This is a genomic window from Cohnella hongkongensis (assembly GCF_042654645.1).
In the GTDB taxonomy this organism is placed as follows: Bacteria; Bacillota; Bacilli; order Paenibacillales; family Paenibacillaceae; genus Cohnella; species Cohnella hongkongensis.
Genome location: NZ_JBHSEP010000028.1, coordinates 36,979 through 61,264, shown reverse-complemented (window position 1 = coordinate 61,264; position 24,286 = coordinate 36,979). Strand labels below are relative to the sequence as shown.

Sequence of the window (24,286 nt, the reverse complement as noted above, 5' to 3'; positions counted from 1 at the left end):
GATTAAGTCTGGGGGCTTTGCTTGAAGAGCATGTAAGAATAGAGTACGGGCGCCAGCGAACTGGCAAGCGTGCAGACGAGCAGGATGGCCACCGTCCACCCGGAAGGCGTCAGCCAAGCCGACAGGAACATGATGACGCCGGCCGCGAACCAGAGACGGCCTCCCAAGCGATGGGTCTTGCGCCAATTGTTCTCGTCCACTAGCGTCCAAGGCGTGCGAATTCCGAAGAGGAAGTTGCTGCGCATCTGTCCCATCCGGTTGCCCATGATCATCCATAGAATCCCCATGCCGCCGATCACCAGGTTGAGCATCGGCAATTTGTAGCCGATATTGTCCAGGACGACCAGGAGCAGCACCGAGTGAAGAAACAGATTGATGGCCCACCGAATGAGATTGTAGTAGTTCTGAAAGCGGGCATAGTTCCTCTTCCGCGGATCGATATAGCGAATGATGGACATGACCGACGGAAGCACGATCGTCAGCCCGGCGTTCATGAGCCAGAAGCTCGATTTCGTCATCGTGCGGTCGGCTTCTCCCCTTAAATTGTAGTGGGACGCCACGATGTCGGGGAGCCGATCGTTAAAAATCAGGAACACGGCAGTAAAAATCGCGATGTTCGCAGCCAGCAGAATCCAGTCGCTTCTCGACCAGACGCTTGGCTCTTGCTCGTTGTGGTCAGCGTTCGTCATGGGAAGTCTCTCCTTTATTTCCGATCATACCGAGAAACCAGCTCAGGGCTTCCTGCATCACGGACATATTAATGGAATAAATGATGCTTTGTCCGTGCCTTTCATCGCATACGAGCCGAGCCTGCTTCAAAATGTTCAGGTGATGGGAGATGCTTGGCTTCGAAATGTTGAACTGCTCGGCGATATCGCCGGCGGACAGGTCCCGCTCCTTCAGCAGCTGCAGTATTTTTCGCCTTGTCGGGTCGGAGAGCGCCTTGAAAGCGTCATTCATGCCGGCTGATCCCTCCTTTCGCGAAGGGCCGTTCTCATTTCGATATTTAGATAATAATCTAAATATCGAAACTCGTCAACCGATTCGAACCGGCTCGTTGCTGCGTGATCGGCCTGAGCGAAGAGCGGATAGAGGGCGGCGAAGCACGGCCGTGTTCGGGCCGACGCTCCGCGGGGAAGAGGCCGCAGGTTAGACGGCTTCGGCCTGGAGACGGGGCGGAACGCCCTCCGCGGAGCGATTACGAGACGAATAATTCCGGGTTGCTGGCGACGAACCAGGCGACGGCGCCGGCGATGCCCAGGCAGAACAGCGTGAACAGCGTAATTTTCAAGGGGCTGCGAGGGACGCGTCCGGAGACGGTGCCGGTCTGGCCGTTGACCATGTAGTAGTAGGTTTTCTGCTTGTAGACGTAGTTGGCGTTCCATACGGGCAGCAGCAGATGCTTGTACGTGACGTCGTCGTAGGTCGTTCGGATGCGCAGGTTGCGGATCTCGTCTCCGCCGATGAGGCTGCGGACTTCCGATTCGATCGTACGGTCGGCCGTCCGCTGCGCTCTCTCCCAGCCCTGCTCGCGGCTGACCGAATAGCGCTCCGAAATATACCCGCTGAGATACTCCGGCTTGTAGCCGTGCAGTTCGTTCAGGCGAAAATCCCCCAGCTTCTCCAGCAGGCCCGAATCGTAATGGCCGGAAGCGGGAATGAGAATGTCGTCGAAGCTTCTGTCGTAATCGCCTCGGGTGGGATGCCATACCGTATATCTTTCGGTGGCGGTATACGTCTCCGTCTTGCCGTTGACGACTCTCGTACGAGTGACGGTGCGGTAATGATAAATGCCGACTTCGGCGGAATAGACCGAATACGTCTCGGTGTCGTACGTCCAGTACGGGATATAGATGCCGTGCAGCTGGGAATCGACGTTCGCTTTCTTGAACTTGCCCGGCAGAAACCAGCGCTTCTTCTTCCAGGCGGCGAACGAGCGGACGGCGTCGTCGCGCGTGATCCGGAACGGAATGACGGATTCCGGGCGGATGCTGCGGACGTTCTCCTGGCACAGCACCTTGGGCGAGCCGCAGAAGACGCAGGTCGAGGTCGTCTGTCCGGCCGGAATCAGCGTTTCTCCGCCGCACGCTTCGCAATGTACCGCCTGCTGCCGAGTCCCCCAGTCCTGCAGGCGATCCAGATCCTCGGCCCGACCGTGAAAGGGGTGCTCCACAGGCTCATCCAGCACCTTCTCGATCTGCTGCTCCGCGCCGCAGTACTGACATTTCAAGTTTTGGCTTTCCGCGTCGAAAACCATCGGTCCCGCGCAGCTCCGGCACGGAAACCGGATTGCGGTCGTAGCGTTGCTCATAGATGCGCCTCCGGCTAAATTTTACTCCCGCATTCGGAACAGAACTTGGCGTTGTCGTTCAGCCGGCTCCCGCATTCGGAGCAGAACTTCTTGCCGCCGGACGCTTGCTCCTGCTCCTGCGCGGGCCGACCGTTCATCTGCTGGAACATCTGACCCATCATCTGCCCCATGGCCATGCCCGCGCCCAGCCCCGCGCCGGTTCCCGCCGCGCCGTCGCTCGGATTGTTCGCGGCTTCGCGGAGCGCTTCGGCCGTCTGGTACTTCATATAATGGTCGAGATTGCCGGCGATGTTCATCGACGACTTGCGGTCGATCATCTGCTCGACTTCCGGCGGCAGCGACAGGTTCTCGATCGTCACGTTCGTCAGCGCGAGGCCGATCGCCGCGAAATTCGGCTGCAGCTTCTCCGCCGCCATCCGGCCGAGCTCGTCGTAGGAGCTGGCCAGATCGAGCACCGGGATTTTCGCTTCGCCGACCAGATCGCTGATGCCGGAGACGACCGCCGCCTTCAGGAAGCCGGTGATGGCCGCCGTCGTGAATTCCTTTTTCGTTCCGAATATATCTCTCAGAAACACGACCGGGTCCTGAACGCGGAAGGAGTAATTGCCGAATCCGCGCATACGGATCATGCCGAACTCGGGATCGCGCATGATGACCGGATTCGTCGTGCCCCATTTCTGATCCGTGAACGTGGTCATGTTCAGGAAGTAAACGTCCGATTTAAAAGGAGAGTTGAACCCGTGCTTCCACGAATTGAGCGCGGTGAGCACCGGCAGGTTCTGCGTGCTTAACGTATAGGTGCCGGGACCGAACACGTCGGCGATCTGTCCTTCGTTGACGAAGATCGCGGCCTGCGACTCGCGGACGATGAGCTTGGCGCCCATCTTGATCGCGTTGTCGTAGGCGGGAAAACGGTAGACGAGAATGCCCCGGTCGTCCAACCACTCGATTACTTCAATAAACTGGCCTCTAATGAAATCAAACAAACCCATAACCCACGCTCCAGTCTGCCGCCGACGGCCGACGGCGATTTCTTAGTGATTCAGCAAATATAAAATCGCTATCCTTTTCTGCATCCCCTCCGAAAAAACGCGATTCTGCGTCTGGAGGACGCCGAAGCCGTTTTTGCTTGACGATGCGAATCGTTAGCAATCATAAACGACGTTCCGCCGTCCCGAAAGAGAGGCGCGAACCGTCTATGCCTATGCCTCTATCGTATCACAAAAAGCAGGAGGTCTGCCGAAAAAACGCCAAAATCCGCGCCTCCGAGGGCCTTCGGTCCCTTTTGACGCTGCGCGGGCAAACCGATATAATGGATGGGAACACACATTCTGTAGCGGAACGGAACAAGAACGATCCGAATGGCCCCGCGAACGGGACTCCCGTCGGGCAGGGCCGCGGATGCGAAAGGGGCAGGGAGCAGATGGCACAAACGGGATTGTCGAACAAACCGTTTAAGCTGGTATCCGATTATGCGCCTTCCGGCGACCAGCCGACAGCGATCGGCCGGCTGGCGGAGGGCATATTGGAGGGCAAGAGGCACCAGACGCTTCTCGGGGCGACGGGTACGGGGAAGACGTATACGATCGCCCAGACGATCGCCAAGGTGAACCGTCCGACGCTCGTCATTGCGCACAACAAGACGCTGGCGATGCAGCTGTGCAGCGAGTTCAAGGAATTTTTCCCGGAAAACGCGGTGGAATACTTCGTCAGCTACTATGATTATTACCAGCCCGAGGCGTATATTCCGTCCACCGACACGTATATCGAGAAGGACTCGAGCATCAACGACGAGATCGACAAAATGCGGCACTCCTCCACGGCTGCGCTGTTCGAGCGGAGAGACGTCATTATCGTGGCCAGCGTGTCCTGCATTTACGGCCTCGGCTCTCCGGAGGAGTACCGGGATCTCCGCCTCAGCCTGAGAGTGGGCATGGAGAAGCCCCGCAACGCCATTTTGCGTAAGCTGATCGACATCCAGTACGAGCGCAACGACCTGAATTTCGTTCGCGGCACGTTCCGCGTGCGCGGCGACGTTATCGAGATTTTCCCCGTTTCCAGGGGAGATTCGGCCATCCGCGTCGAGATGTTCGGGGACGAGATCGAGCGGATTACGGAGATCGACGTGCTGACGGGCGAGATTACGGGCGAGCGGGAGCACGTCGTCATTTTCCCGGGCTCCCACTTCGTAACCGGGGAGGAGAAAATGAAGCGCGCTCTGGTGAACATCGAGCGCGAGCTGGAAGAGCGGCTGGCCGAGCTGAGGGAGCAGGGCAAGCTGCTCGAGGCGCAGCGGCTGGAGCAGCGCACGCGCTACGATCTGGAAATGATGGCCGAGATGGGCTTCTGCTCCGGCATCGAGAACTATTCCGGACCGATGACGTTCCGCGAACGGGGCGCCACTCCGTATACGCTGATGGACTTCTTCCCGGACGACTTCATCGTCGTCATCGACGAGTCTCACGTCACGCTGCCGCAGATCCGGGCGATGTACAACGGCGACCAGGCGCGCAAGACGGTGCTCGTCGATCATGGCTTCCGCCTGCCGTCGGCCAAGGACAACCGGCCGCTCCGCTTCGAAGAGTTCGAACAGAAGGCGAAGCAGCTGATCTACGTCTCCGCGACGCCGGGACCTTACGAGCTGGAGCATTGCCCGACCGTCGTCCAGCAGATCATCCGTCCGACGGGCCTCGTCGACCCCGTCATCGAGGTGCGCCCGACCAAGGGCCAGATCGACGACCTGCTCGGAGAGATCCGCGACCGGATCGCCAAGGACGAGCGAGTGCTCGTGACGACGCTGACCAAGAAGATGGCGGAGGACTTGACCGACTATTTGAAGGAGGTCGGCATCAAGGTCAACTATTTGCACTCCGACGTCAAGACGCTGGAGCGGATGGCGATTTTGCGCGACCTGCGGCTCGGTACGTTCGACGTCGTCGTCGGCATCAACCTGCTGCGGGAGGGGCTCGATTTGCCGGAGGTCAGCCTGGTCGCGATTCTGGACGCCGACAAGGAAGGCTTCCTGCGCTCGGAGCGCTCGCTCATCCAGACGATCGGACGCGCCGCGAGGAATGCGGAGGGCCGAGTCATCATGTACGGCGACCAGATCACCGAATCGATGGAGCGGGCGATCGGCGAGACCGAACGGCGCCGCAAGATTCAGCTGGCCTACAACGAGCAGCACGGCATTACGCCGCAGACGGTCGTGAAGAAGGTCCGGGATCTGATCGAAGCGACGAAAGCGGTGGAGTCGAAGCGCTCCTATTTGGCCGGCGCCGAGGATCTGAGCAAGCTGTCGAAGAAGGACCGCGCCTCCGTTATCGAACGGCTGGAATTCGAGATGAAGGAAGCGGCGAAGAGCTTGCAGTTCGAACGCGCCGCGGAGCTCCGCGACGCTTTGCTCGAGCTGAAGGCGACGATGTAGGAGAAGCAGCCTGAATTCAAGATTCGATGTCGAGTCCGCTTCCTGCTTTCCTTCGTCATCAAAAGCTGACTTTTGAACATCCTCTCAAATCTATTTGCAAGGCCGCCCGCAGTCCGGTATAATGGACGGGAACGTACATTCCTATTCGGAGTGCGACTGCGGACGGCCAAGCTGGAAGAGCAGCCCCCGCCTTGTCGCGAAAGGGGCTTTTTCGTTTTGGCTAACGAGAAGATCGTCATCAAGGGCGCCCGCGCCCATAACCTGAAGAATATCGACGTTACGATTCCGCGCGACAAGTTCGTCGTGCTGACCGGACTGTCCGGCTCGGGCAAGTCCTCGCTCGCCTTCGACACGATCTACGCCGAAGGTCAGCGCAGATACGTCGAGTCTTTGTCCGCCTATGCCCGCCAGTTTCTCGGACAGATGGACAAACCCGACGTCGATTCCATCGACGGCCTGTCTCCGGCGATCTCCATCGACCAGAAGACGACGAGCCGCAATCCCCGTTCGACCGTAGGCACGGTCACGGAGATATACGACTACTTGCGTCTCATGTACGCCAGGGTAGGGAAGCCTCATTGCCCGGATCACGGCATCGAGATTACGTCCCAGACGGTCGAGCAGATGGTCGACCGCATTATGGAATATCCCGAGCGTACGAGGCTGCAGATTCTGGCGCCCGTCGTATCGGGACGCAAGGGCGAGCATACGAAGCTGCTGGCCGACATTCAGAAGCAGGGCTTCGTACGCGTTCGCGTTAACGGAGAGATCCGCGATCTCTCCGAGAAGATCGAGCTGGAGAAGAACAAGAAGCATTCGATCGAGGTCGTCGTCGACCGGATCGTCGTCAAGGAGGACGTGCAGACGCGGCTCGCCGATTCGCTGGAGATGGCGCTGAAGCTGTCCGGAGGTCAGGTGCTGGTCGATATTATCGACAAGGAAGAGCTGATGTTCAACTCCAATCTCGCCTGTCCGGAGTGCGGCTTCTCGATGGATGAGCTGGCTCCGCGCATGTTCTCCTTCAACTCGCCGTTCGGCGCGTGTCCGGAGTGCGACGGTCTCGGCGTCAAGATGATCGTCGATCCCGATCTGCTCGTTCCCGATCGCTCCAAGAGCATCGAGGACGGCGCTTTCGAGGCGTGGGCGGGCAGCACGTCCAACTACTATCCGCAATTTCTGAACGCGGTGTGCGCGCACTACGGCATTCCGACCGACGTGCCGGTCGAGCAGCTGCAAGACAAGCATATGCAGATCATTTTGTACGGAACGGGCGGGGAGCGCGTCCGCTTCCGCTACGAGAACGAATTCGGCCATACGCGGGACGCGCAGGTGCCGTTCGAAGGCATCGTGCACAACCTGGAGCGCAGATACCGGGAGACCGGCTCGGAAGGCATCCGCGAGTTCATCGAAGTGTACATGTCCGCCAAGCCGTGCGGCAAGTGCCGCGGGCATCGCCTGAAGAAGGAAGTGCTTGCGGTCACGGTCGGAGGGCAGAACATCGCTCACGTCACCTCGCTGTCCATCGGCGAAGCGCAGCGCTTCTTCTCCGGCCTCGAGCTGACCGAGAAGGAGCTGTCGATCGCCAACCTGATCCTCAAGGAGATCAACAACCGGCTCGGCTTCCTGGTCAACGTCGGTCTCGAATATTTGACGCTTTCCCGTGCGGCCGGCACGCTGTCGGGAGGCGAAGCGCAGCGGATCCGGCTTGCGACGCAGATCGGCTCCAGCCTGATGGGCGTGCTGTACATTTTGGACGAACCGAGCATCGGCCTGCATCAGCGGGACAACGACCGGCTCATCCAGACGCTGAACCATATGCGGGATCTCGGCAATACGCTGATCGTCGTCGAGCATGACGAAGATACGATGATGGCCGCCGACTGGATTATCGACATCGGACCGGGAGCGGGCAAGCACGGGGGACGGGTCATCGCCGAGGGCGCGCCGTCGGAAGTGATGGACAACGAAAGCTCGCTGACCGGCGCGTACCTGAGCGGCCGCAAGTTCATCCCCGTGCCGCTGAACCGCCGTCAGCCGAACGGCAAGTGGATCGAGATCAAGGGAGCGAAGGAGAACAACCTGAAAAACCTGAACGCCAAGTTCCCGCTCGGCGTGTTCACGGCGGTGACCGGGGTATCGGGCTCCGGCAAGTCGACGCTCGTGAACGAGATTCTGTACAAGACGCTGGCGCGCGACTTGAACAAGGCGAAGACGCGTCCGGGTCAGTACAAGGAATTTCTCGGACTGGAGCATCTGGACAAAGTCATCGACATCGACCAATCTCCGATCGGACGGACCCCGAGATCCAATCCGGCGACCTATACCGGCGTGTTCGACGACATCCGCGACGTGTTCGCGATGACGAACGAGGCCAAGGTAAGAGGCTACAAGAAAGGCCGCTTCAGCTTTAACGTCAAGGGCGGACGCTGCGAGGCGTGCAAGGGCGACGGGATTATCAAGATCGAGATGCACTTCCTGCCGGACGTTTACGTGCCGTGCGAGATTTGCAAAGGCAAGAGGTATAACCGCGAGACGCTGGAAGTGAAGTACAAGGGCAAGAACATCGCCGAGGTGCTGGAGATGACGATCGAGGACGCGACGGAATTTTTCGTTAATCTTCCTCGCATCCACCGCAAGCTGCAGACGCTGATGGACGTCGGGCTCGGCTATATGGATCTCGGTCAGCCGGCGACGACGCTGTCGGGCGGCGAGGCGCAGCGCGTCAAGCTTGCGGCCGAGCTGTACCGCCGCAGCACGGGCAAGACGCTGTACATCCTCGACGAGCCGACGACCGGGCTTCACGTCGACGATATCGACCGGCTGCTGCAGGTGCTGCACCGTCTCGTCGATTCCGGCGAGAGCGTGCTCGTCATCGAGCACAACCTCGACGTCATCAAGACGGCGGACTATCTGGTCGACCTCGGGCCCGAGGGCGGCAGCGGAGGCGGCACGATTATCGCCACCGGCACGCCGGAGGAAGTGGCCAAGGTCGAGAAATCGTACACGGGCAAGTATCTCGGTCCGGTACTGGAACGGGATCGCGCCCGTACGGAAGCGGCCATGTCGAAGGCCTGAGCCGCGCAGGGTAAGGAACATAGGGAGCATGGAGAGGGAGCAGGCCGAGGGCCTGCTCCCTTTTCGCTGATCGGATTCATCCCCGCAGCATCGCCGTTTGGCCGGTGCGTGGAATTACTTATTCAGCTCCGCGATCATTTCATCCAGCTTGTCGTCGCTCAGAGCCCCCTGGCTGAAGACGACCAGCGCCCTCAGCGGCATATAGCGCATCATCGCCGCCATCATTTCAGACTCGTTGTTGAGCAGCATACCGAAAAAGCCGCCGCTTTCCCCGCCGTGTTTCACCCATTCGCGAATCGTTTCCGCTCTTTGCGGGTCCGCCAGCAGGTCGCCCAGCGTCGAGTTGCGAGTGACTATGCTGCGAGCCGTTACCGACGACCGGACGCGCACCGTTTCCTGCAGGACGATCTCGGCGGACGATTTGCCGACCAGAATGCGGAAGTCGCCCGTTTCTGCGTACCAATCCTTCAGCCCCGTATGGTAGAAGGCGAAGGCGCGTTTGTCCAGGACGAAGGAGACCGTTTTTTCCTCGCCGGGACGAAGCTCGACCTTCTCGAAGCCCTTCAGCTCCTTGTCCGGACGGATGACGCTGCTCTCCACGTCACTGACGTAGAGTTGAACGATCTCTTTGCCGGCGCGTGCGCCCGTATTCTTAACCTTGACGCGGACGGTCAGCGTCTCTTGATCTCCAAGCTCTTTTTTATCGACCGCAAGCTCCGTATATTCGAACGTCGTATAGCTGAGCCCGAATCCGAACGGGAACAGGGGGGCCAGCTCCTTCTTATCGTAGTAACGATAGCCGACGAACAGCCCTTCCCTGTATTCGACCCGGTCGCCTTCTCCGGGGAAGTTCAAATAGGAGGGATTGTCGCATAACCGGACCGGGAACGTCTCTGCGAGCTTGCCGCAAGGGTTGGCGTCCCCGAACAGAAGATCGGCGATCGCGCCGCCCAGCGCCTGCCCGCCCAAATACGCTTCGAGCACGGCTTTGGCTTGGCCCAGCCACGGCATCTCGACCGGCGATCCGTTGCTCAATACGACGACGAGACGGCTCTGTGCCTTGGCGACTTCGTCGATCAGCTTCAGATGGTTGTCCGGGATCGACAGATGGGTCCGGTCGTACGCCTCCGATTCGTAACGGTCCGGCAAGCCGACGAACAGGAGCGCGACGTCGGACCGCGCGGCCGTCTCCGCCGCTTCCCGAAGCAGCGCGTCATCGATCTCGTCGGTATCCGGCGAATAGCCCTTCGCATAGGAAACCGAAGCTGCGTCTCCGGCGGAGCGGCGGATTTCCTCCAGAATGCTGTCCAGCCTGGTCGGGCTAACGTGGGAGCTCCCGCCGCCCTGGTATCTCGGCTGCTCGGCGAACGCTCCGATGACCGCAACGTTTCCTTCTTTTTTCAACGGCAGGATGCCGTCTTCGTTTTTGAGCAGCACCATGCTTTCCCGCGCCACTTCCCGAGCCAGCCGATGGTGGGCCTCCCGGTCGTACGAGGCGCCGTTCTTCCGGTTGTCGACCGCTCTGAAAATGACGTTCAGGATTCGTTCCACCGCTTGATTCAGCGCTTCCTCCGACAGTTCCCCCCGTTTGACGGCCTCGACGAGTTTGCGGTCCCCGATTCCGTGGCTCGAAGGCATTTCCAGCTCCAGGCCCGCGGACAGCCCTGCAACCCGTTCGTTCACCGCGCCCCAGTCGGAGACGACAAAGCCCTCGTGTCCCCATTCGTTCTTCAAAATATCGGTCAGCAGATAGCCGTTCTCCGAAGCGAAAGCGCCGTTCACCTGGTTGTAAGCCGACATGACCGTCCAGGGCTGAGCCTGCTTTACCGCTCCTTCGAAGCTCGCCAGGTAGATTTCTCTCAGTGTCCGCTCGTCCACGACCGCGTCGATCGTCATTCTGCGATGCTCCTGATTGTTGACGGCGAAATGCTTCAGCGAAGTGCCGACTCCCTGGCTTTGCACGCCTTTAATATGACCCGCCGCCATCTCCGAAGAAAGGTACGGATCCTCGGAAAAGTACTCGAAGTTTCTCCCGCACAAGGGCGAACGCTTGATATTCGCTCCGGGGCCGAGCAGTACGGCGACCTCTTCGGCCTGGCATTCTTCTCCGAGCGCCACGCCTACCTTCTCGATCAGCGCGCGGTCCCAGGAGCAGGCCAAGCCTGCCGCAGACGGGAAGCAAGTGGCGGGCACGCTGTCGAACAGGCCGACATGGTCGCTTCCTTCCTTCTGCTTGCGCAATCCGTGCGGCCCGTCCGTGACCATGACCGACGGAATGCCGAGCCGTTCCACCGCTTTGGTCCGCCAGAAGTCCAGCCCGGAGCAGAGCCCGGCCTTCTCCTCCAGCGTCATTCGCGAGATCAGGGATGCAACGTCTCTTGCCATTTCTATCTCCTCCTTGTTAACCGCTTGGGTAATCGCTTTCATACCGCTTTCAGCTCATTGTAACGATTTCTTTGACGATGATATGGTATTTATTTTATATTTATTGTACAAATTTTATTTAGCCTTATAACTCTACTTCCTCAGAGCCAAAATCGGGTTAACGCCAAGTACATCGTGAGTTTGAGATTGAAGACATCGCTTCGTTTGGTCAAGCGGGAGCGTCGAGCTTTCACTACCACACAGAAGAGGTGTCCTCACGAGGACGGCGAAACGGCGGGGCAGGGCAGGGGCAATGTTGCCAGGATAAGTCGTTGTCGTATACGATCGACGGCGGACATCCTGCCGGCTACGTCTAACGGTTACAGTGGCGCTTAATCGTTCGTTTTCCCGAAAAAGAAAAAGCTAACGGTTGCCGTTGCGCTTATTTGGGGGTTATCGAGGGAAACGGCGCGTTTTCAACTGAAATAGCGGCTGCTGCAACCGTTAAAATCTCCGTACTGCGAAAATGGCACAATTAGCGGCGCTGGCAACCGTTACGTTAGGAGGCTGGCGTAGGCTGGTGGGTTAGCGAAGGTTTGGAGGTTGGCGTAGGCTGGTGGGCTAGCGCGGGTTAGGAGGCTGGCGTAGGCTGGTGGGCTAGCGAAGGTTTGGAGGCTGGCGTAGGCTGGTGGGCTAGCGAAGGTTTGGAGGCTGGCGTAGGCTGGTGGGCAAGCGAAGGTTTGAGGTTGGCATAGGTTGGTAGGGCGGCGCCAGTTGGCCTTTGTTCGCGTTGATCGTCAAGACTTCGCCGCGCACGAACATCTCCCGAATTCATCCAACGCCTGTTGCGTTGATCTTCGAATTACGCGAAGGAGGAGCAGCAGCGCAAAGAACCCGACCTGCGCTTCCGTTTAAAATATCTCTCAGCTGAGACGATTCCTGCTATGCTGCCTTTTGGCCGTTTGCTTAACCTGACAATATTGGGGCGGGGGCCCCCCTACATCCCCATCGGCCGCTTCCCATTGTTGTAATGCGCAGGACCGTCGAGATCAGAGAACGCGGGCACGAACTGGCTGACCGCATAAAATGCGGCGGTCGATACGACGCAGACGATCGCCATCGACATGAACGCCCCCTGGAAGCCGACTATCGCCGCATACCATCCGCCCAGGATGCCGCCGATCACTTTGCCGACGCATAGTTGGATGACCGAATTAAGCATTTGTCCCGTCGCTTTGAGCTCTTTCACAACATGCTGATTGACGTACTCGGCGAGACACAAATAGAACAGAATGTACGTGCCCCCATGCAGCACCCAGCTTAAGATGTAGGTGACCGGAGTGAGCATATAAGAGTACAAGCACCACCTGAGTACATGAATGACGCCGGAAAACAGCAAAATATTGCGGATGCCGAACCGATCGTAAAGCCGCCGGAAAAACAGCATAAACGGGAACTGGCTGAACGATCCAATCGCCAGGCCAATCCCGATAACCTCGAGGCTGATCCCCTGCTCCTTGCTGTAGATGGCCTGAAACGCCCAAAGAAACCCCATCGTTGACGACAAGGCGAGCGTAAAGCCGTAAAGCAGTAAGAGCTTCCGGTTCTGGAACAGGGCGGTAAGATGCACTTTATTTTGACCGCCGTTCTGATGTCCCGCCACCTTGGGAATGGCGGCTGACAACAAAAAACAGCCCGCCAGAATAACCGAAGTCACGAGAAAAATGAGATCGATGCGGTTGGCGAACAGCCAGCCGGTGAAGACCGATATGACCGCGTATCCGACCGAGCCGAACGTGCGGATCGTCGAAAATCGGACGACACCCCGGGAGGACAATTCCAGAGTGATCGTATCGCTCAGCGGATTGATCGCGACATAAAACACGCTGAACAGCGCCATGGTGATCAGCAGAGGAACAAAGGCGGTGCCGGCGATCGGCACGAACCAGATGACGAGGGCCGAAGATAAGGTGCACAAAAGCAGAATGCGGTTTTTCGTGCGGGAGCGGTCGCCCACAAGTCCCCACATCGGTTGGACAAACATGCCGACGACGGCGCCGATGGAGGACAGGATGCCGATCTCCGTATGACCGATGCCCGCCTCCGCAAAGTATACGCCGATATACGAGGAATAGGTGCCGGTACTCATATAAATAAAAGCGTAAAAAGTCGCAAAGATGATCATCGTCTTGTTCGGCATCCCGGGTCCCCTTTCTTTTCCTCTCCTTGCGCAGGGGTAAATGCCAGTACGCGCCATTCCAATAGGCGGCAGTTTTCGGCAACCCAATATCGGAATACACCCAGGAAGGTCATTCTAAATTAGTTAGCTAACATATTCATGGGCCAAAATAAGGAACACGCTGGATGTCCATGTGTACGCGCGGTCTCGCAGCCCTTCTCCTGTCGTCGCGTTAAAGTTTTCCGCCATTCCGCTATGCGCGATTAAACGGCAAAACCTGGTTGCGATATCGCGGGAGAGCTCCGTTTCCCCCATCGATGCGAGGCCGTCCGCAACGATCAGCGTCGGAGGCGCCCAGATCGGACCTCGCCAATAGCCGTCAGGCTTGTAGAACGCGCTTGAAATACTTTCCGTTGCGAGACCGTGCTCCGTAAGAAAGCGGCCTTTGGCGCACAAACCGGCGACTAACTTCGCTCGCACGTCCTCCGGCAATCGGTTGCCAAGCACAAGCGTCATAAACGGAAGCAAGCTATCGGCGTCTTGAACGACGTGGTGATCGGCAGAACGCGGCGCAACGAAATGATCGCTTCGCCAACTGTGCGCCAACATGTCCGCGAGCAACTTGTCGGCACGTTCCCGCCATAGTTGCGTTTCCGCCATAGGCCGGCCGATCTCGCCGGCGATATCCGCCAATGCCTCCATCTGCAAAATCAGGAACGCGCACAAATCCGGGCTTTCGACAGGCGCGCCGTCGTGAAAGACGGTGCTATTGTCCCAGCCGCAATCGTTGCCATGGTTATATTGCGGAATACCGTCGCCATCTCCGTCGCGATAGCGGAACCACCATTCAGTCCAACGAGCCAGCGGTTCGTACACGGTCGCGAGCCGTTCCGCGCCGAATGCGTGTCCATTGCGTTTGCGCATCCATTGCAGCGCCCAGCCGTGAATCGGCGGCTTGCAAAAATTCCAGATGATTGTCCGGTCGTTGACGCTATCCGGTAATGCACCGCAATCGTCCTGATAGTCGAACATAAAAACGAATTGCTCCCATGCCGCATCCGGATGGAGCTGAGCAAGCGCCATCGCGTTAAAGCAATGATCCCAACTCCATATATTGGTCATCCGGTTTTTCGACATGAGCATCGCCGGACGTTTGATATGGCCTTCCGGGCGAACGACGGCACTCCAGTTCACATAGGCGGCGAGCGTACGCGATTGTTCCCATCCAATCGATACCGGCAGCGTCTTTGCCATCCATTCGTCAAAATCCGATTGCACTGACCGATAACAGGCGTCGAAGCTGATCGCATAGTCTCTCGGCCTCCAGACCGTAGCGAACTCCTCCAGCGCCAACTCTCCCGCCAACCCTTCGCCGGGAAACAATTCGACAACGATGTGAGTGCATTTCATCGCTTCCCAGGGCGCGTCGATATGCAGCTTGCCAGAGAGCGGTGTCAACATGAACTTGCGACTTTGGCTGAACCCGTTCAATTCCCAGCGGCCGCCATCGCCGTATGGCTGGATGTTGTCGTAAAACTGCGGCCGATCCATGATGAACCGAATGCCAACGTCGCCTTGCACGCGTATTCGCAAAACATCCGGCTCGGCGAATACGAACTCGGCGGCACCTCCCGAAGCGACAAGACGCAGCTTAGCCGGCGCAGGCTCTAAAAAAAACGGCAGCGTCTCACCGCCCGTCGCGATCAATTCGATCCGGAAAAGGCGGCTGGACTTTGTGGCACCGTGCACGGTGCGCAAATATACCCCCTCCGGATCGTCGCCACCGGCGTTTAATTGCGAGATCGCCATATACGAACCGTATCGGCTGAACGGCACTTGCTGCAGATCGAACAAAGCTCCCACCCTTTCGTTTTATGGATTCGTACTTGGCAACTCCCTTACGCCTTCAAGCCGGACATCGTGATTCCGTCGACAATTTTGCGCTGGCCAAAGAAAAATACAATCAGACACGGGATAACGGACAAGAGGGACAGCCCCATCATGTAGTTCCATTCCACGTCATACTGGGTGCGCAAATTTCGGATGCCAATCTGCAGTGTCGCCTTCTCTGGATCGGACAGAAACAGCAGCGGGCCGAGAAAGTCGTTCCAGGTGTGGAAAAACGAGAAGATCGCTACAACAACAAGTGCAGGTTGGATAATCGGCAACACGACATGCCATAAAATTTTGAACAGATGAGCACCGTCAATTTTGGCCGCTTCCTCCAGTTCGTTCGGAACGCCCATCATAAATTGCCGCAGCAGGAAAATCGAAAATGCGTCGCCGAAGAAGGACGGCACCCAAAGCGGCAGAAACGTATTGTACCAACCGATTTCTCTGTAAAAAATAAACAGCGGGACCATCGTTACCGCCCAAGGCAGCATCATCGTTGCAAGCAGGATGCCGAATAGCACATCTTTGCCGGGCGCCTTGTACTTGGCGAAGCCGTAAGCGACGAGCGAGCAGGAAATCAGCTTGCCGATAATGTTGAGCACCGAGATGTACAGCGTGTTCCAAGTGTAGGTAGCGATCGGATACTTGTGGAACAAGTCGACGAAGTTGCGCCAATGCGCGGGATCTGGCAGCAATTTGGTCGGATCCGCCGTGATGTTGTAGGAAGGTTTCAGCGCAGTGGACAGCATCCAAACGAGCGGAAACAGCATGAGCACCGAAAAAACCAACAAAAAGAGAAAAGATGCCCCGTTTCCCCAAAGCCGCCGCATTTTCATCGGCTATCTCCTCCCTCGTAATAAACCCACCTTCGCGAAGTCCGAAGCGTGACAATCGACAGCAACAAAATAATCAGCATCAGAACCCATGCCAGCGCGCTGGCATACCCGAGCTTAGAGTAGGAAAAGGCGTTCTGATACAAGTAAAAGTTAAAAAACAGTGTTTTGTTCACCGGTCCGCCATTCGTGATGATCAGCGCCTCCGTAAACGCCTGAAAGGAGGTGATCAGCAGCATGATCGAATTGAACAAGATTGTCGGCGTTAACTGCGGAATGGTGATGAAGAACAATTTTTTGACAGAGCCTGCCCCGTCCAGATCTGCCGCTTCGTACAAGTGCGGAGGAATATTTTTGAGTCCGGCGAGGAAAATAACCGCCGTGCTTCCGACATGGTAGAGCGAGATGAGGATAAGTGTCGGAAGCGCCAGTTTTGGATCGGTAAACCAACCAGGTCCTTGAATATTGAGCTTTTCCAGCAATGCGTTGACGATCCCGAATTGGGGATTGAACATCCAAACCCACAGCATCGAAACGGCGACCCCGCTGATTACCGTCGGCATATAATAAATCGTGCGGAACAAGCCAATGCCGGGCAGCCGTTTGTTCATGAGCAGAGCGAGCAGCAAGGCCGCCGCTAGCGATAGCGGAACCCGGAAGAAGGCATAAATGATCGTGACCCGCAACGATTGCCAGAACAGTTCGTCGTGAAACAACATATCCGTATAGTTGCGAAATCCGACGAATTTTGCCGGCGATATCAGATCCCATTGATAAAACCCGATCACGAAAGAAGCGGCGACCGGTCCGATTACAAAACAAAGCAGCCCGATCAGCCACGGGGATATGAGCAAATAAAATGTCGCGTGTTCTTTGGCTAGCCTCATCACATTCGCCTCCCGGGCTCAGATTCCTTTGGCGCGAACAAAAACGCCGCCGCAGCAAGACCCCCGTAAGAGGGCCCTGCTTGTCGGCCTATATGGTCATTGCGCCGCTCTAGCCAGCTCCTGATCGAGCTTGGAGGTCAGATCGGCCAAAGTTTTCTGCACATCGTCCCCATTGATAATCATCTGTTCGATCGCCGGATTCATGATTTTGTCACCGACCGAGCCCCAGTACGGGTTGTTAAAGTAGCCGCTATTGATCGAATAATCAAGTTCCTTGAGAAATACATGGAGGAACGGATCTTGATCCTGCTGGCTCGATTGCGCTAGCGTTTTCGTGACGGCAAGGCCCGTCTTAGCCCATTCCTTGCCGGGCTCCGTGTCTGGCGAAGTCAAGAGTCGCAGGAAATCCCAGGCTTCATCCGGATGCTTCGACTTGCTCGAAATGCCCCAACCGGACGAATATAGCAAGTTCACGTGTTTGCCGTTTTGGAATCTCGGCAATCCGACGACGCCAATTTCCAGGTCCGGGTTTTTGCGCAGCGCATCGCCCGCCCAAACGCCGTCGAAGGACATCGCCACCTTGCCGGTCGCCATCAGATTGATCCCTTTTAACGCCGCCATATCGGCCGGGTTAGGAGCGATTTTATCCTGACGGAACATATCGACGAGGAATTGGATGCCCTCCGCCGTTTTGGCGTCATCCAGGAACCCCTTCGTCGTTTTGCCGTCCGCCGACAAGTAGCCGCCGCCGTTACCAACCGCGAATAATTCCACCGTATCCTTGACGAAACTCAACTTGGCGCCGTATTGCACGGTTTTTCCATTCTCGACAATGGTGAGCTTCTTGGCGATTTCGCGGAATTCCTCCCACGTCCAATCGTCTGTCGGATAGGCGACTTCCGCTTGATCGAACAGCTTCTTGTTGTAATAGATCCCGAAGTTTGCGGCATCCTTGACGATAACAGGCAGTTTTCCGTCACTTTCTATCACATTGAGGACATTATGGTGAATATCATCAAGATTGAACGGATTTTCCCCTTTGGCGTACGGCTTTAGGTCGATGACGATCCCTTTGTCCATATACCGTTTCATATCGCGTTCGCCAATTTGCATAAGATCGGGCGGGCTTCCGGCAGCGATTTCCGTTTGAAGCTTGGTCATGTAATTGTCGGACGGGACGGTTTCGATTTTTACCGTCACGTTCGGATGTGCTTCCTCAAACAGCTTTTTCGCTTTGTTCATAATGCCGATCGAGGTGTCGTCCGTGTTCCAGCTGGCAAACCGCAGTTCTATTTTTTCCGTCGCTTTTGCCGACGCCGGCGGCTTGCCGGCATCATCCTTCTCGGTTGTCGATGCCGTGCCGCATGCCGATAAAACGAGCAGGCTGCTCACGGTTGCTGCGGCGATCCATCTTTTTTTATTCATGTTTGACCTCCCTGTCATGATTGAATTACAGCGAGTTGCAAACCAAGTATAGCTTGGCTAGGTAAAAGAAAAAATGACACTCGCTTCGGAAAACGTCATTTTATTTCGGCACTTGTACAGTTGGACGCCGGCACAAATCGAAAGCGCTTTCCTGAATCGAAACGGATGTGCTATGATGATACCAAGGTGAATCGGCATGAAATGGTTTCTTCGCTTAAGCGTACGCAATAAATTGCTGATGGTTTATACACCGCTAGTGCTGCTGCCGACTTTTCTCGTCACCATTATCGGATATGTGGTGTTTACAGGCGAAGCCGAGCGCTCGATTAGCAGCTACGTGTCGCAGACGGCTTCCCAAACAAGCCGTCATCTCGATACGTATATGGACGAATTGGAACGCATTTCGCTGCTGCCCTATTTTCATAAGGAAATCATGACACTTATGGGAAGGGAGGGCGACGGAGATGACTCCGAGGTCGTGTATCAGGAATACAAAGTCGCCAATCAGATGTTCGCCGACGTCATGCTGAATCCGCGTACCGATTTGATGGCGGTCTTTCTTTATCGCAATGACGAGCGACTGTATTTCACTGCCCGCTATAACGCGCAGCTTAATCCGGAGTATGCGTTCAGCGAGTCGAAGCTGCACCGCCTGGCGCTTGAGGCGAACGGACAAGCCGTGTTCGTCGGCAACTCCAACGACGGACGCGTCCTGAACGCCAATAATCCCGTTTTCTCCGTTGCCCGGCTTGTCAAATCGGAAAACGGCGTTCCGCTCGGGACGATTATTATCGATGCCAACTTCAATGGCGTCGCCGACCTGATGGCAAACATCGGCCTCGGCAACAAAACGAATGTGTTGATTTTCGACAGCGGCAACTCGCTGCTTTACGAAAAAGATCAGTTTGAACTGCCGGATCTTGATATCGACAAATACAAATCCGACGGTATCCGATTGCTGAAGCTGCAAAAAGGCTTCTTTTTGGTTGCAACTAACACATCGGTAAAAACAAACTGGAAAACGATGATCATTGTTCCTTTCGATGAATTAAATCATTCCATCGTGACGATTCGTCAATTATTGTTTTTTGTTGCGGTCGCCTTGATGCTGCTGTTGCTGCTGCTTACCTATCGATTCTCGGGAATGATCACGCGTCAGCTGCGGAGCATTCGCGAGTTGATGAAGCAAGTGGAGATCGGCAATTACAACGTAAGCTTGGACCGGTTGCATCAGGATGAAATTGGCGATCTGGGAAGGGCGTTCAACAAAATGAGCGCCCGCATCAACGAGCTAGTTCATCAAGTGCTCGAAGTGCGGTACCGCCAAATGAAGGCGGAGCTCGATAATTTGAAAATGCAAATCCGGCCGCATTTCCTTTACAATACGCTTGAATCGATCCGCGCCTTGGCGGAAGTCAAAAATAATTATGAGCTCGTCGACATGGCCGGCGCACTTGGTGCATTGCTGCGGTACAATATCAAAAACCACGACTCCCTCGTGCTGTTGGACCAAGAATTCCGTTACGTGCGTTATTACATTCGCATCCAGGAAATCAGCCTAAGCCATTCCTTTCAAGTATCCGTTCAGGTGGATTCCCGTATTCTGCAATACTACACGCTGCCATTCATCCTTCAGCCGATCGTGGAGAATGCGCTGCAACACGGGCTTTACGGCATGCGAAGCGGCGGCCTGCTCACTTTGACAGGGCAGTTGGTCGGCGGCCATATCTTGATTGTCGTATCGGACAACGGCAAGGGCATCCCGAAGAACCGGCTGGAGCAGATCAACGCGTTGCTTGAACGCGAAAAGGACAACGCTTTTGTGGAAGACGGCGTTGGTGTCGGCTTATTGAATGTAAACAAACGAATCAAGATGGTGCATGGGGCCGAATACGGCATCGTGTTGGACAGCATACCGGGAGCGGGAACGAGCGTCTATATCAAGCTTCCGACCTTGAGGGATGGCGCAGCAAACACATTGCCTTCATTTCACGTAAACGAGGAGGGGGAATAATATGCCGACTTGCTTGCTGGTTGACGACGAGCCGTTGAAATGCAAGGGGATGGAGCGAATAATTGGCCGTGTCGCTCCGGAATGGAAGGTGATTGGTGAAGTTTATAATGGACGGGAAGCGATCGAAGTCGTGCAGCGGGATGAGCCCGATTTGATCTTTACCGACATTCGAATGCCCGAGATGGACGGCATCGAGCTTGCAGAGGCGTTGATCGGCAACGGCTATTCGCTCCCGATCGTATTTGTCACGGGGTATGACGAATTTGCCTACGTCCAGCATGCCCTGCGCGCGAATGCATTCGACTATTTGCTCAAACCGCTGCAGGAAGATGACGTCCGCAACGTCTTTACTCGATTTTACAAGGAGAAGTATCATGCCGAGACGCGACTCGAACCGACCATACGGACGAAAATCAGCCAATACGAGTTCGAACTGGCCAATACGTTCGAATCTCCCTCACAGACCATACTCAGTTGCGTCAAGGAATGGTATTCGGCATTGTCGAAGACAGAGGCGATCAATTTGAACGTATTCGTCGAATTGACGGTGCGACTTGCCAATGCCCATCTGCTGAAGCGCGGCATGCTAGGTTTCGAATATAAACCGAAAATTCATCAGGATAACACCGATCGCATTTTATCCCAGCTGTCCGACAAAATCGCGTATTTCGTGCTGGAAGCCGGAAAACAAAGTGTCACCGAAACGGAGAAAATCGTTGCGCTTGCGCAGGATTATATCATGAAAAACATGCATAGAGAACTGACGCTTGCCATGGTGGCGCACCATGTGCATATGAACCCTACCTATTTCAGCGAGTTTTTCAGAAACAAAACCGGAGAAACGTTTATTCAATATATCACTCGGCTTCGAATCGAGACGGCCAAGCAATGGCTGACCGATCCGTTCTTGAAAATCAAAGACTTGTCTCAGCGGCTAGGCTACGACAGTTACAGACATTTTAGCAAAATCTTCAAGCTGACGGTTGGACTAACGCCCAAGGAGTATAGGCAAAAGTGCCTTCCGCCTGACTCGTAACACGATCTCAAGAGTTACATCGCCCAAGCCGACGGCTGTTTCCGTATGTCGGCGAATCCCGCCGCGACCCATGTTGGTGTTGACGGTGTTGTCGTACAGCCAGACGTGCGTTTCTTTGCGAAAACGGACGCTGTCGTCCATTCGTCGAACCCGATTCGAGCAGTCGGAGAACGGCAAATACGATTGCCACTGACATCGTCGAAGCAAACGTTCGGCCTACCGCCGACCAGAAATCATTCATTGAGATCCGGTTGAAGGAAGTTCTTCGGCGGTCGACGTTTTCCCTAACATCGAATCACCCCCGCAAATGGCGAGTAGTTATTGCCAATATCCCTCTGACCGCTATCTCCCGGCTAATGATTTTATTCCCAAAATGGCTTACCATTAAACCGGCGATCGTTCGCCGCTGAGCGACAGTATGAACCGCCGCCATGAATAGCCGCTGTGATTCTAGAAACGATACACCGCATCATTTTGAAGGGGGCCGACCATGACGGGGCGCCGTATCACCGCAGATGAAGTCGATGATATTTGCAGGCTGATGTACGACAATTTTCATATTCCGATTCGTTTCCGGGACGGAAGCGGAGAACTCGTCGCCGAATATCCGTCCGGTCAGCCTGCCCGTCCGCCGGAGACGGACGACCCGGACGGCCTGGCTCCGCCGGAGCTTTCGTACTCCGTTCCCGTGCTCGGCGCGGTCAACAAGCTGGAAAGCCGTCTCCTCTTTCGTCTTGGCGCGGCCGATCACCCTCTCGGGGTTGTCGTCATGGGGCCTACGGTCAAAAACAAAACGGCGCTTCTGCATGCCGGAGCGCTGCTTTACTATCTCCTTCACGGCAGAAAGCTGGACATCTCGGACGTTTATCAAGCCTCGCGATGCGTCGAGCGAACGGCTGTGCCCGCCCAGGACGTCGATCTCGATCTGTCGGACCGCCGCGAAAATTTCGTCTTTCATCACGATCCGATTCTGGAAAAGAGGCTGCTCCAATACGTGAAGGAAGGACGAAAGGAAGAGCTGGCCAGCGGCTTCGATCTGATTCCTAGAGAAAGGGCGGGCGTACTGTCCAAAAGAAGCCGTTTGAGGAACGAGAAAAACTTGGCGATCTGCTTGATTACGCTGATCACCCGGGCGGCCATCGACGGCGGCCTCTTCCCGGAAACCGCGTTTACGGTAAGCGACTTGTACATTCAGCACATCGAAGAGCTGCAGGAAGTCGAAGAGGTCGGCCGGGTCAGCAACGAGGCGCTGCTCGATTTCGCCGAACGGGTCCGCAGCCAGAGAAGCCGGCGCTACTCCAAAGCCGTCGCGGCTTGTCAAAACTACATTTTCAACCATCTATACAAGGAGATTACGCTGACGCAGCTTGCCGCCGCGGCCGGGCTGGCTCCCGGTTATTTGTCGCAATTGTTCAAGCGGGAGACCGGCCTTACCGTCAGCGAATACATTCAGCGGGCAAAGGTCGAGGAGGCCGGGAAGCTGCTGATTTTTACCGACGATACGCTGCTGGCGATCGGCTCCCGGCTGAACTTCCACGATCAAAGCCACTTCATTAAAGTTTTCAAGAAGTATACCGGCTTGACGCCCCGGCAATTCCGCAACCGGCAGCGGGAATGATTCGCGCTAGGTCGACAATAGGCAACAAGGAAGTCGAGTTCAGAGCATAGGCGAATGCTATAATCGATAATCAATGGCCAGATCCGCATCCGGGCCAAGGCGGTCCGCATCGGTTACAAGGACAGCGAGGAAGCGCTGGCCTCCTATACGGTGAAGATCGGAGCTGCGGAAGCGTAGCATGGAAAAAGGCCTGCGGCCCGCCGTTCCGGAAGGAACGGGCGACTGCAGGCCGTTGGCCTAGGACTGGGCGGAAGGGCGGATCAGCGCGATCAGCTGCTTCTGCAGCTTAACGATGTTTTGCTGCTTCTCGAGAATTTGCCGTTTCTGCTTCACGATCGTCTCCAGATCGGTTTTAGCCGCGCTCCACTGTTTTTTCTCGGCATGCTGCTGGAAGCTGTCCCAGGAGTCGTGCTTGCGGTCGCGTATTTCGCGAATCGCTTCCTTGGACGCTCTCATCTGCTCAACCAGCATTTTGGCCGGCTTTCGCAGCGTTTTGCGTTTCTCCTCCGTCATCGTTTTACGGGCTTCGCGAATTTGCTCGTTCTGCGATTTCATCTGCAGGAACAAGCTTTTTTGCTCCGTTCGGATCTGATCCAGCTGCGACTTCAGAGCTTGGAGATCGGCGGGCAGCGCGCTCCAGTCGATGCTCGGCTTGCGCGGATGCTCGTGGCGGTGAGGTTCGCCGGGATGGGCGGACGCAAGCGTCGGGACAGCCATCGCTAACGCCGTAAGCGTCAGCATCGTATACAGGAAACGTTTCATTCTGATTGATCCTCCCAAATGATGGATTCTGCACTAGTATGGTCAAATACGCGATATCCGATCCCATTGCCAAACCGAATTCGAATACGATTGCGCCGACTGACGGATACTAGCGGCTAGACCGGCCGCACGGTCGCAGCCGGAATGTGTGACAAACTTGTTACGGCGGCAACTTCGGACTTGCAACCGAGGCGCTCAGAAGCTAACATAGATAAAGATGGGTTCATCAGGTGATAAAGGAGGTCCCCTTTATGTTTCTAGCCGAAGCGGCAACGGAGGCTGTGGAGAGCACATACTCGCATTTCGACATTTTTATGCTGATTTTCACGGTTCTTATTGCAATCGGTTTAGTGCGTCTGTTACTGCAGAGGCCTCGCAAAAACTTGTTTGCAATCGGCTTCGCCACGGTCTGTCTTCTCGTATTCCTGGCGGCGGATTATAAGATGATCAGCGGCTGGTAAGAAC

17 protein-coding genes are annotated in these 24,286 nt (G+C 56.1%); 6 read left to right on the top strand and 11 right to left on the bottom strand.

Annotated features, from left to right (window positions below; all coding sequences use genetic code 11):
• Positions 1-2: 2 nt before the first annotated feature.
• The 4 genes from ACFO3S_RS25570 to ACFO3S_RS25555 form a co-directional block, all read right to left on the bottom strand.
• Entirely contained in the window at positions 3-689 is a 687-nt protein-coding gene (locus ACFO3S_RS25570) for an SdpI family protein (protein ID WP_378101933.1), read from the bottom strand.
• Complete coding sequence (locus ACFO3S_RS25565) at positions 676-960, bottom strand: autorepressor SdpR family transcription factor (RefSeq protein ID WP_378101930.1); 285 nt, start codon at positions 958-960, stop codon at positions 676-678. Before ACFO3S_RS25565 ends, ACFO3S_RS25570 begins: the two co-directional genes overlap by 14 nt.
• A gap of 238 nt (positions 961-1,198) precedes the next feature.
• Positions 1,199-2,311 carry a hypothetical protein gene (locus ACFO3S_RS25560; protein ID WP_378101927.1) on the bottom strand — a complete coding sequence of 371 codons (1,113 nt, stop codon included), beginning with the start codon at positions 2,309-2,311 and terminating at the stop codon, positions 1,199-1,201.
• Between the two features lie 14 nt (positions 2,312-2,325).
• Positions 2,326-3,303: an SPFH domain-containing protein gene (locus ACFO3S_RS25555; RefSeq protein ID WP_378101924.1), complete on the bottom strand. Its 978-nt coding sequence runs from the start codon at positions 3,301-3,303 to the stop codon at positions 2,326-2,328.
• Positions 3,304-3,734: 431 nt separating this feature from the next.
• On the opposite strand from ACFO3S_RS25555, the gene uvrB reads away from it, so the two are divergent.
• Together uvrB and uvrA are read left to right on the top strand one after the other, a co-directional pair.
• Positions 3,735-5,735 carry an excinuclease ABC subunit UvrB gene (uvrB, locus tag ACFO3S_RS25550; protein ID WP_378101921.1) on the top strand — a complete coding sequence of 667 codons (2,001 nt, stop codon included), beginning with the start codon at positions 3,735-3,737 and terminating at the stop codon, positions 5,733-5,735.
• Between the two features lie 216 nt (positions 5,736-5,951).
• Positions 5,952-8,810 (top strand): excinuclease ABC subunit UvrA, encoded by a 2,859-nt coding sequence (uvrA, locus tag ACFO3S_RS25545; protein WP_378101918.1) that lies wholly within the window; start codon positions 5,952-5,954, stop codon positions 8,808-8,810.
• A 114-nt stretch (positions 8,811-8,924) separates the two neighbouring features.
• Here uvrA and ACFO3S_RS25540 read toward each other — a convergent pair whose 3' ends face one another.
• The 6 genes from ACFO3S_RS25540 to ACFO3S_RS25515 form a co-directional block, all read right to left on the bottom strand.
• Positions 8,925-11,195, bottom strand: coding sequence for a glycoside hydrolase family 3 C-terminal domain-containing protein (locus ACFO3S_RS25540; protein WP_378101915.1), 2,271 nt, complete (start codon positions 11,193-11,195; stop codon positions 8,925-8,927).
• Positions 11,196-12,171: 976 nt separating this feature from the next.
• Complete coding sequence (locus ACFO3S_RS25535; protein WP_378101913.1) at positions 12,172-13,374, bottom strand: MFS transporter; 1,203 nt, start codon at positions 13,372-13,374, stop codon at positions 12,172-12,174.
• Between the two features lie 123 nt (positions 13,375-13,497).
• On the bottom strand, positions 13,498-15,216 hold the full coding sequence (locus ACFO3S_RS25530; RefSeq protein WP_378101911.1) for an amylo-alpha-1,6-glucosidase: 1,719 nt from the start codon (positions 15,214-15,216) through the stop codon (positions 13,498-13,500).
• Between the two features lie 35 nt (positions 15,217-15,251).
• The gene (locus ACFO3S_RS25525; RefSeq protein WP_378101908.1) at positions 15,252-16,082 is read right to left on the bottom strand and encodes a carbohydrate ABC transporter permease; all 831 of its coding nucleotides are present in this window, start codon (positions 16,080-16,082) and stop codon (positions 15,252-15,254) included.
• Complete coding sequence (locus tag ACFO3S_RS25520) at positions 16,079-16,966, bottom strand: carbohydrate ABC transporter permease (protein WP_378101906.1); 888 nt, start codon at positions 16,964-16,966, stop codon at positions 16,079-16,081. Before ACFO3S_RS25520 ends, ACFO3S_RS25525 begins: the two co-directional genes overlap by 4 nt.
• A 96-nt stretch (positions 16,967-17,062) precedes the next feature.
• Entirely contained in the window at positions 17,063-18,391 is a 1,329-nt protein-coding gene (locus ACFO3S_RS25515) for an ABC transporter substrate-binding protein (RefSeq protein WP_378101904.1), read from the bottom strand.
• A 196-nt stretch (positions 18,392-18,587) separates the two neighbouring features.
• Between ACFO3S_RS25515 and ACFO3S_RS25510 the strand changes: the two genes are divergently transcribed.
• The 3 genes from ACFO3S_RS25510 to ACFO3S_RS25500 all read left to right on the top strand — a co-directional run bounded on the left by ACFO3S_RS25510 (position 18,588) and on the right by ACFO3S_RS25500 (position 23,059).
• On the top strand, positions 18,588-20,405 hold the full coding sequence (locus ACFO3S_RS25510) for a cache domain-containing sensor histidine kinase (RefSeq protein WP_378101902.1): 1,818 nt from the start codon (positions 18,588-18,590) through the stop codon (positions 20,403-20,405).
• A gap of 1 nt (position 20,406) precedes the next feature.
• Positions 20,407-21,441 carry a response regulator transcription factor gene (locus ACFO3S_RS25505; RefSeq protein WP_378101900.1) on the top strand — a complete coding sequence of 345 codons (1,035 nt, stop codon included), beginning with the start codon at positions 20,407-20,409 and terminating at the stop codon, positions 21,439-21,441.
• Positions 21,442-21,931: 490 nt separating this feature from the next.
• On the top strand, positions 21,932-23,059 hold the full coding sequence (locus ACFO3S_RS25500) for a helix-turn-helix domain-containing protein (RefSeq protein WP_378101898.1): 1,128 nt from the start codon (positions 21,932-21,934) through the stop codon (positions 23,057-23,059).
• Between the two features lie 237 nt (positions 23,060-23,296).
• On the opposite strand, the gene ACFO3S_RS25495 is transcribed toward ACFO3S_RS25500, so the two are convergent.
• Positions 23,297-23,821 (bottom strand): hypothetical protein, encoded by a 525-nt coding sequence (locus ACFO3S_RS25495; protein ID WP_378101895.1) that lies wholly within the window; start codon positions 23,819-23,821, stop codon positions 23,297-23,299.
• 251 nt (positions 23,822-24,072) lie between these two features.
• Between ACFO3S_RS25495 and ACFO3S_RS25490 the strand changes: the two genes are divergently transcribed.
• A complete protein-coding gene (locus tag ACFO3S_RS25490) occupies positions 24,073-24,282 on the top strand; it encodes a hypothetical protein (RefSeq protein WP_378101893.1) in 210 nt (69 codons plus the stop codon).
• Positions 24,283-24,286 lie beyond the last annotated feature (4 nt).

Coding starts and splice junctions, on each gene's coding strand:
- ACFO3S_RS25565 (WP_378101930.1), bottom strand. CDS start 960: ATGAATGACGCTTTCAAGGCGCTCTCCGACCCGACAAGGCGAAAAATA.
- ACFO3S_RS25555 (WP_378101924.1), bottom strand. CDS start 3,303: ATGGGTTTGTTTGATTTCATTAGAGGCCAGTTTATTGAAGTAATCGAG.
- uvrB (WP_378101921.1), top strand. CDS start 3,735: ATGGCACAAACGGGATTGTCGAACAAACCGTTTAAGCTGGTATCCGAT.
- ACFO3S_RS25495 (WP_378101895.1), bottom strand. CDS start 23,821: ATGAAACGTTTCCTGTATACGATGCTGACGCTTACGGCGTTAGCGATG.
- ACFO3S_RS25505 (WP_378101900.1), top strand. CDS start 20,407: ATGCCGACTTGCTTGCTGGTTGACGACGAGCCGTTGAAATGCAAGGGG.
- ACFO3S_RS25490 (WP_378101893.1), top strand. CDS start 24,073: ATGTTTCTAGCCGAAGCGGCAACGGAGGCTGTGGAGAGCACATACTCG.
- ACFO3S_RS25515 (WP_378101904.1), bottom strand. CDS start 18,391: ATGAATAAAAAAAGATGGATCGCCGCAGCAACCGTGAGCAGCCTGCTC.
- ACFO3S_RS25520 (WP_378101906.1), bottom strand. CDS start 16,966: ATGAGGCTAGCCAAAGAACACGCGACATTTTATTTGCTCATATCCCCG.
- ACFO3S_RS25560 (WP_378101927.1), bottom strand. CDS start 2,311: ATGAGCAACGCTACGACCGCAATCCGGTTTCCGTGCCGGAGCTGCGCG.
- ACFO3S_RS25500 (WP_378101898.1), top strand. CDS start 21,932: ATGACGGGGCGCCGTATCACCGCAGATGAAGTCGATGATATTTGCAGG.
- ACFO3S_RS25570 (WP_378101933.1), bottom strand. CDS start 689: ATGACGAACGCTGACCACAACGAGCAAGAGCCAAGCGTCTGGTCGAGA.
- ACFO3S_RS25540 (WP_378101915.1), bottom strand. CDS start 11,195: ATGGCAAGAGACGTTGCATCCCTGATCTCGCGAATGACGCTGGAGGAG.
- ACFO3S_RS25510 (WP_378101902.1), top strand. CDS start 18,588: ATGAAATGGTTTCTTCGCTTAAGCGTACGCAATAAATTGCTGATGGTT.
- ACFO3S_RS25535 (WP_378101913.1), bottom strand. CDS start 13,374: ATGCCGAACAAGACGATGATCATCTTTGCGACTTTTTACGCTTTTATT.
- ACFO3S_RS25525 (WP_378101908.1), bottom strand. CDS start 16,082: ATGAAAATGCGGCGGCTTTGGGGAAACGGGGCATCTTTTCTCTTTTTG.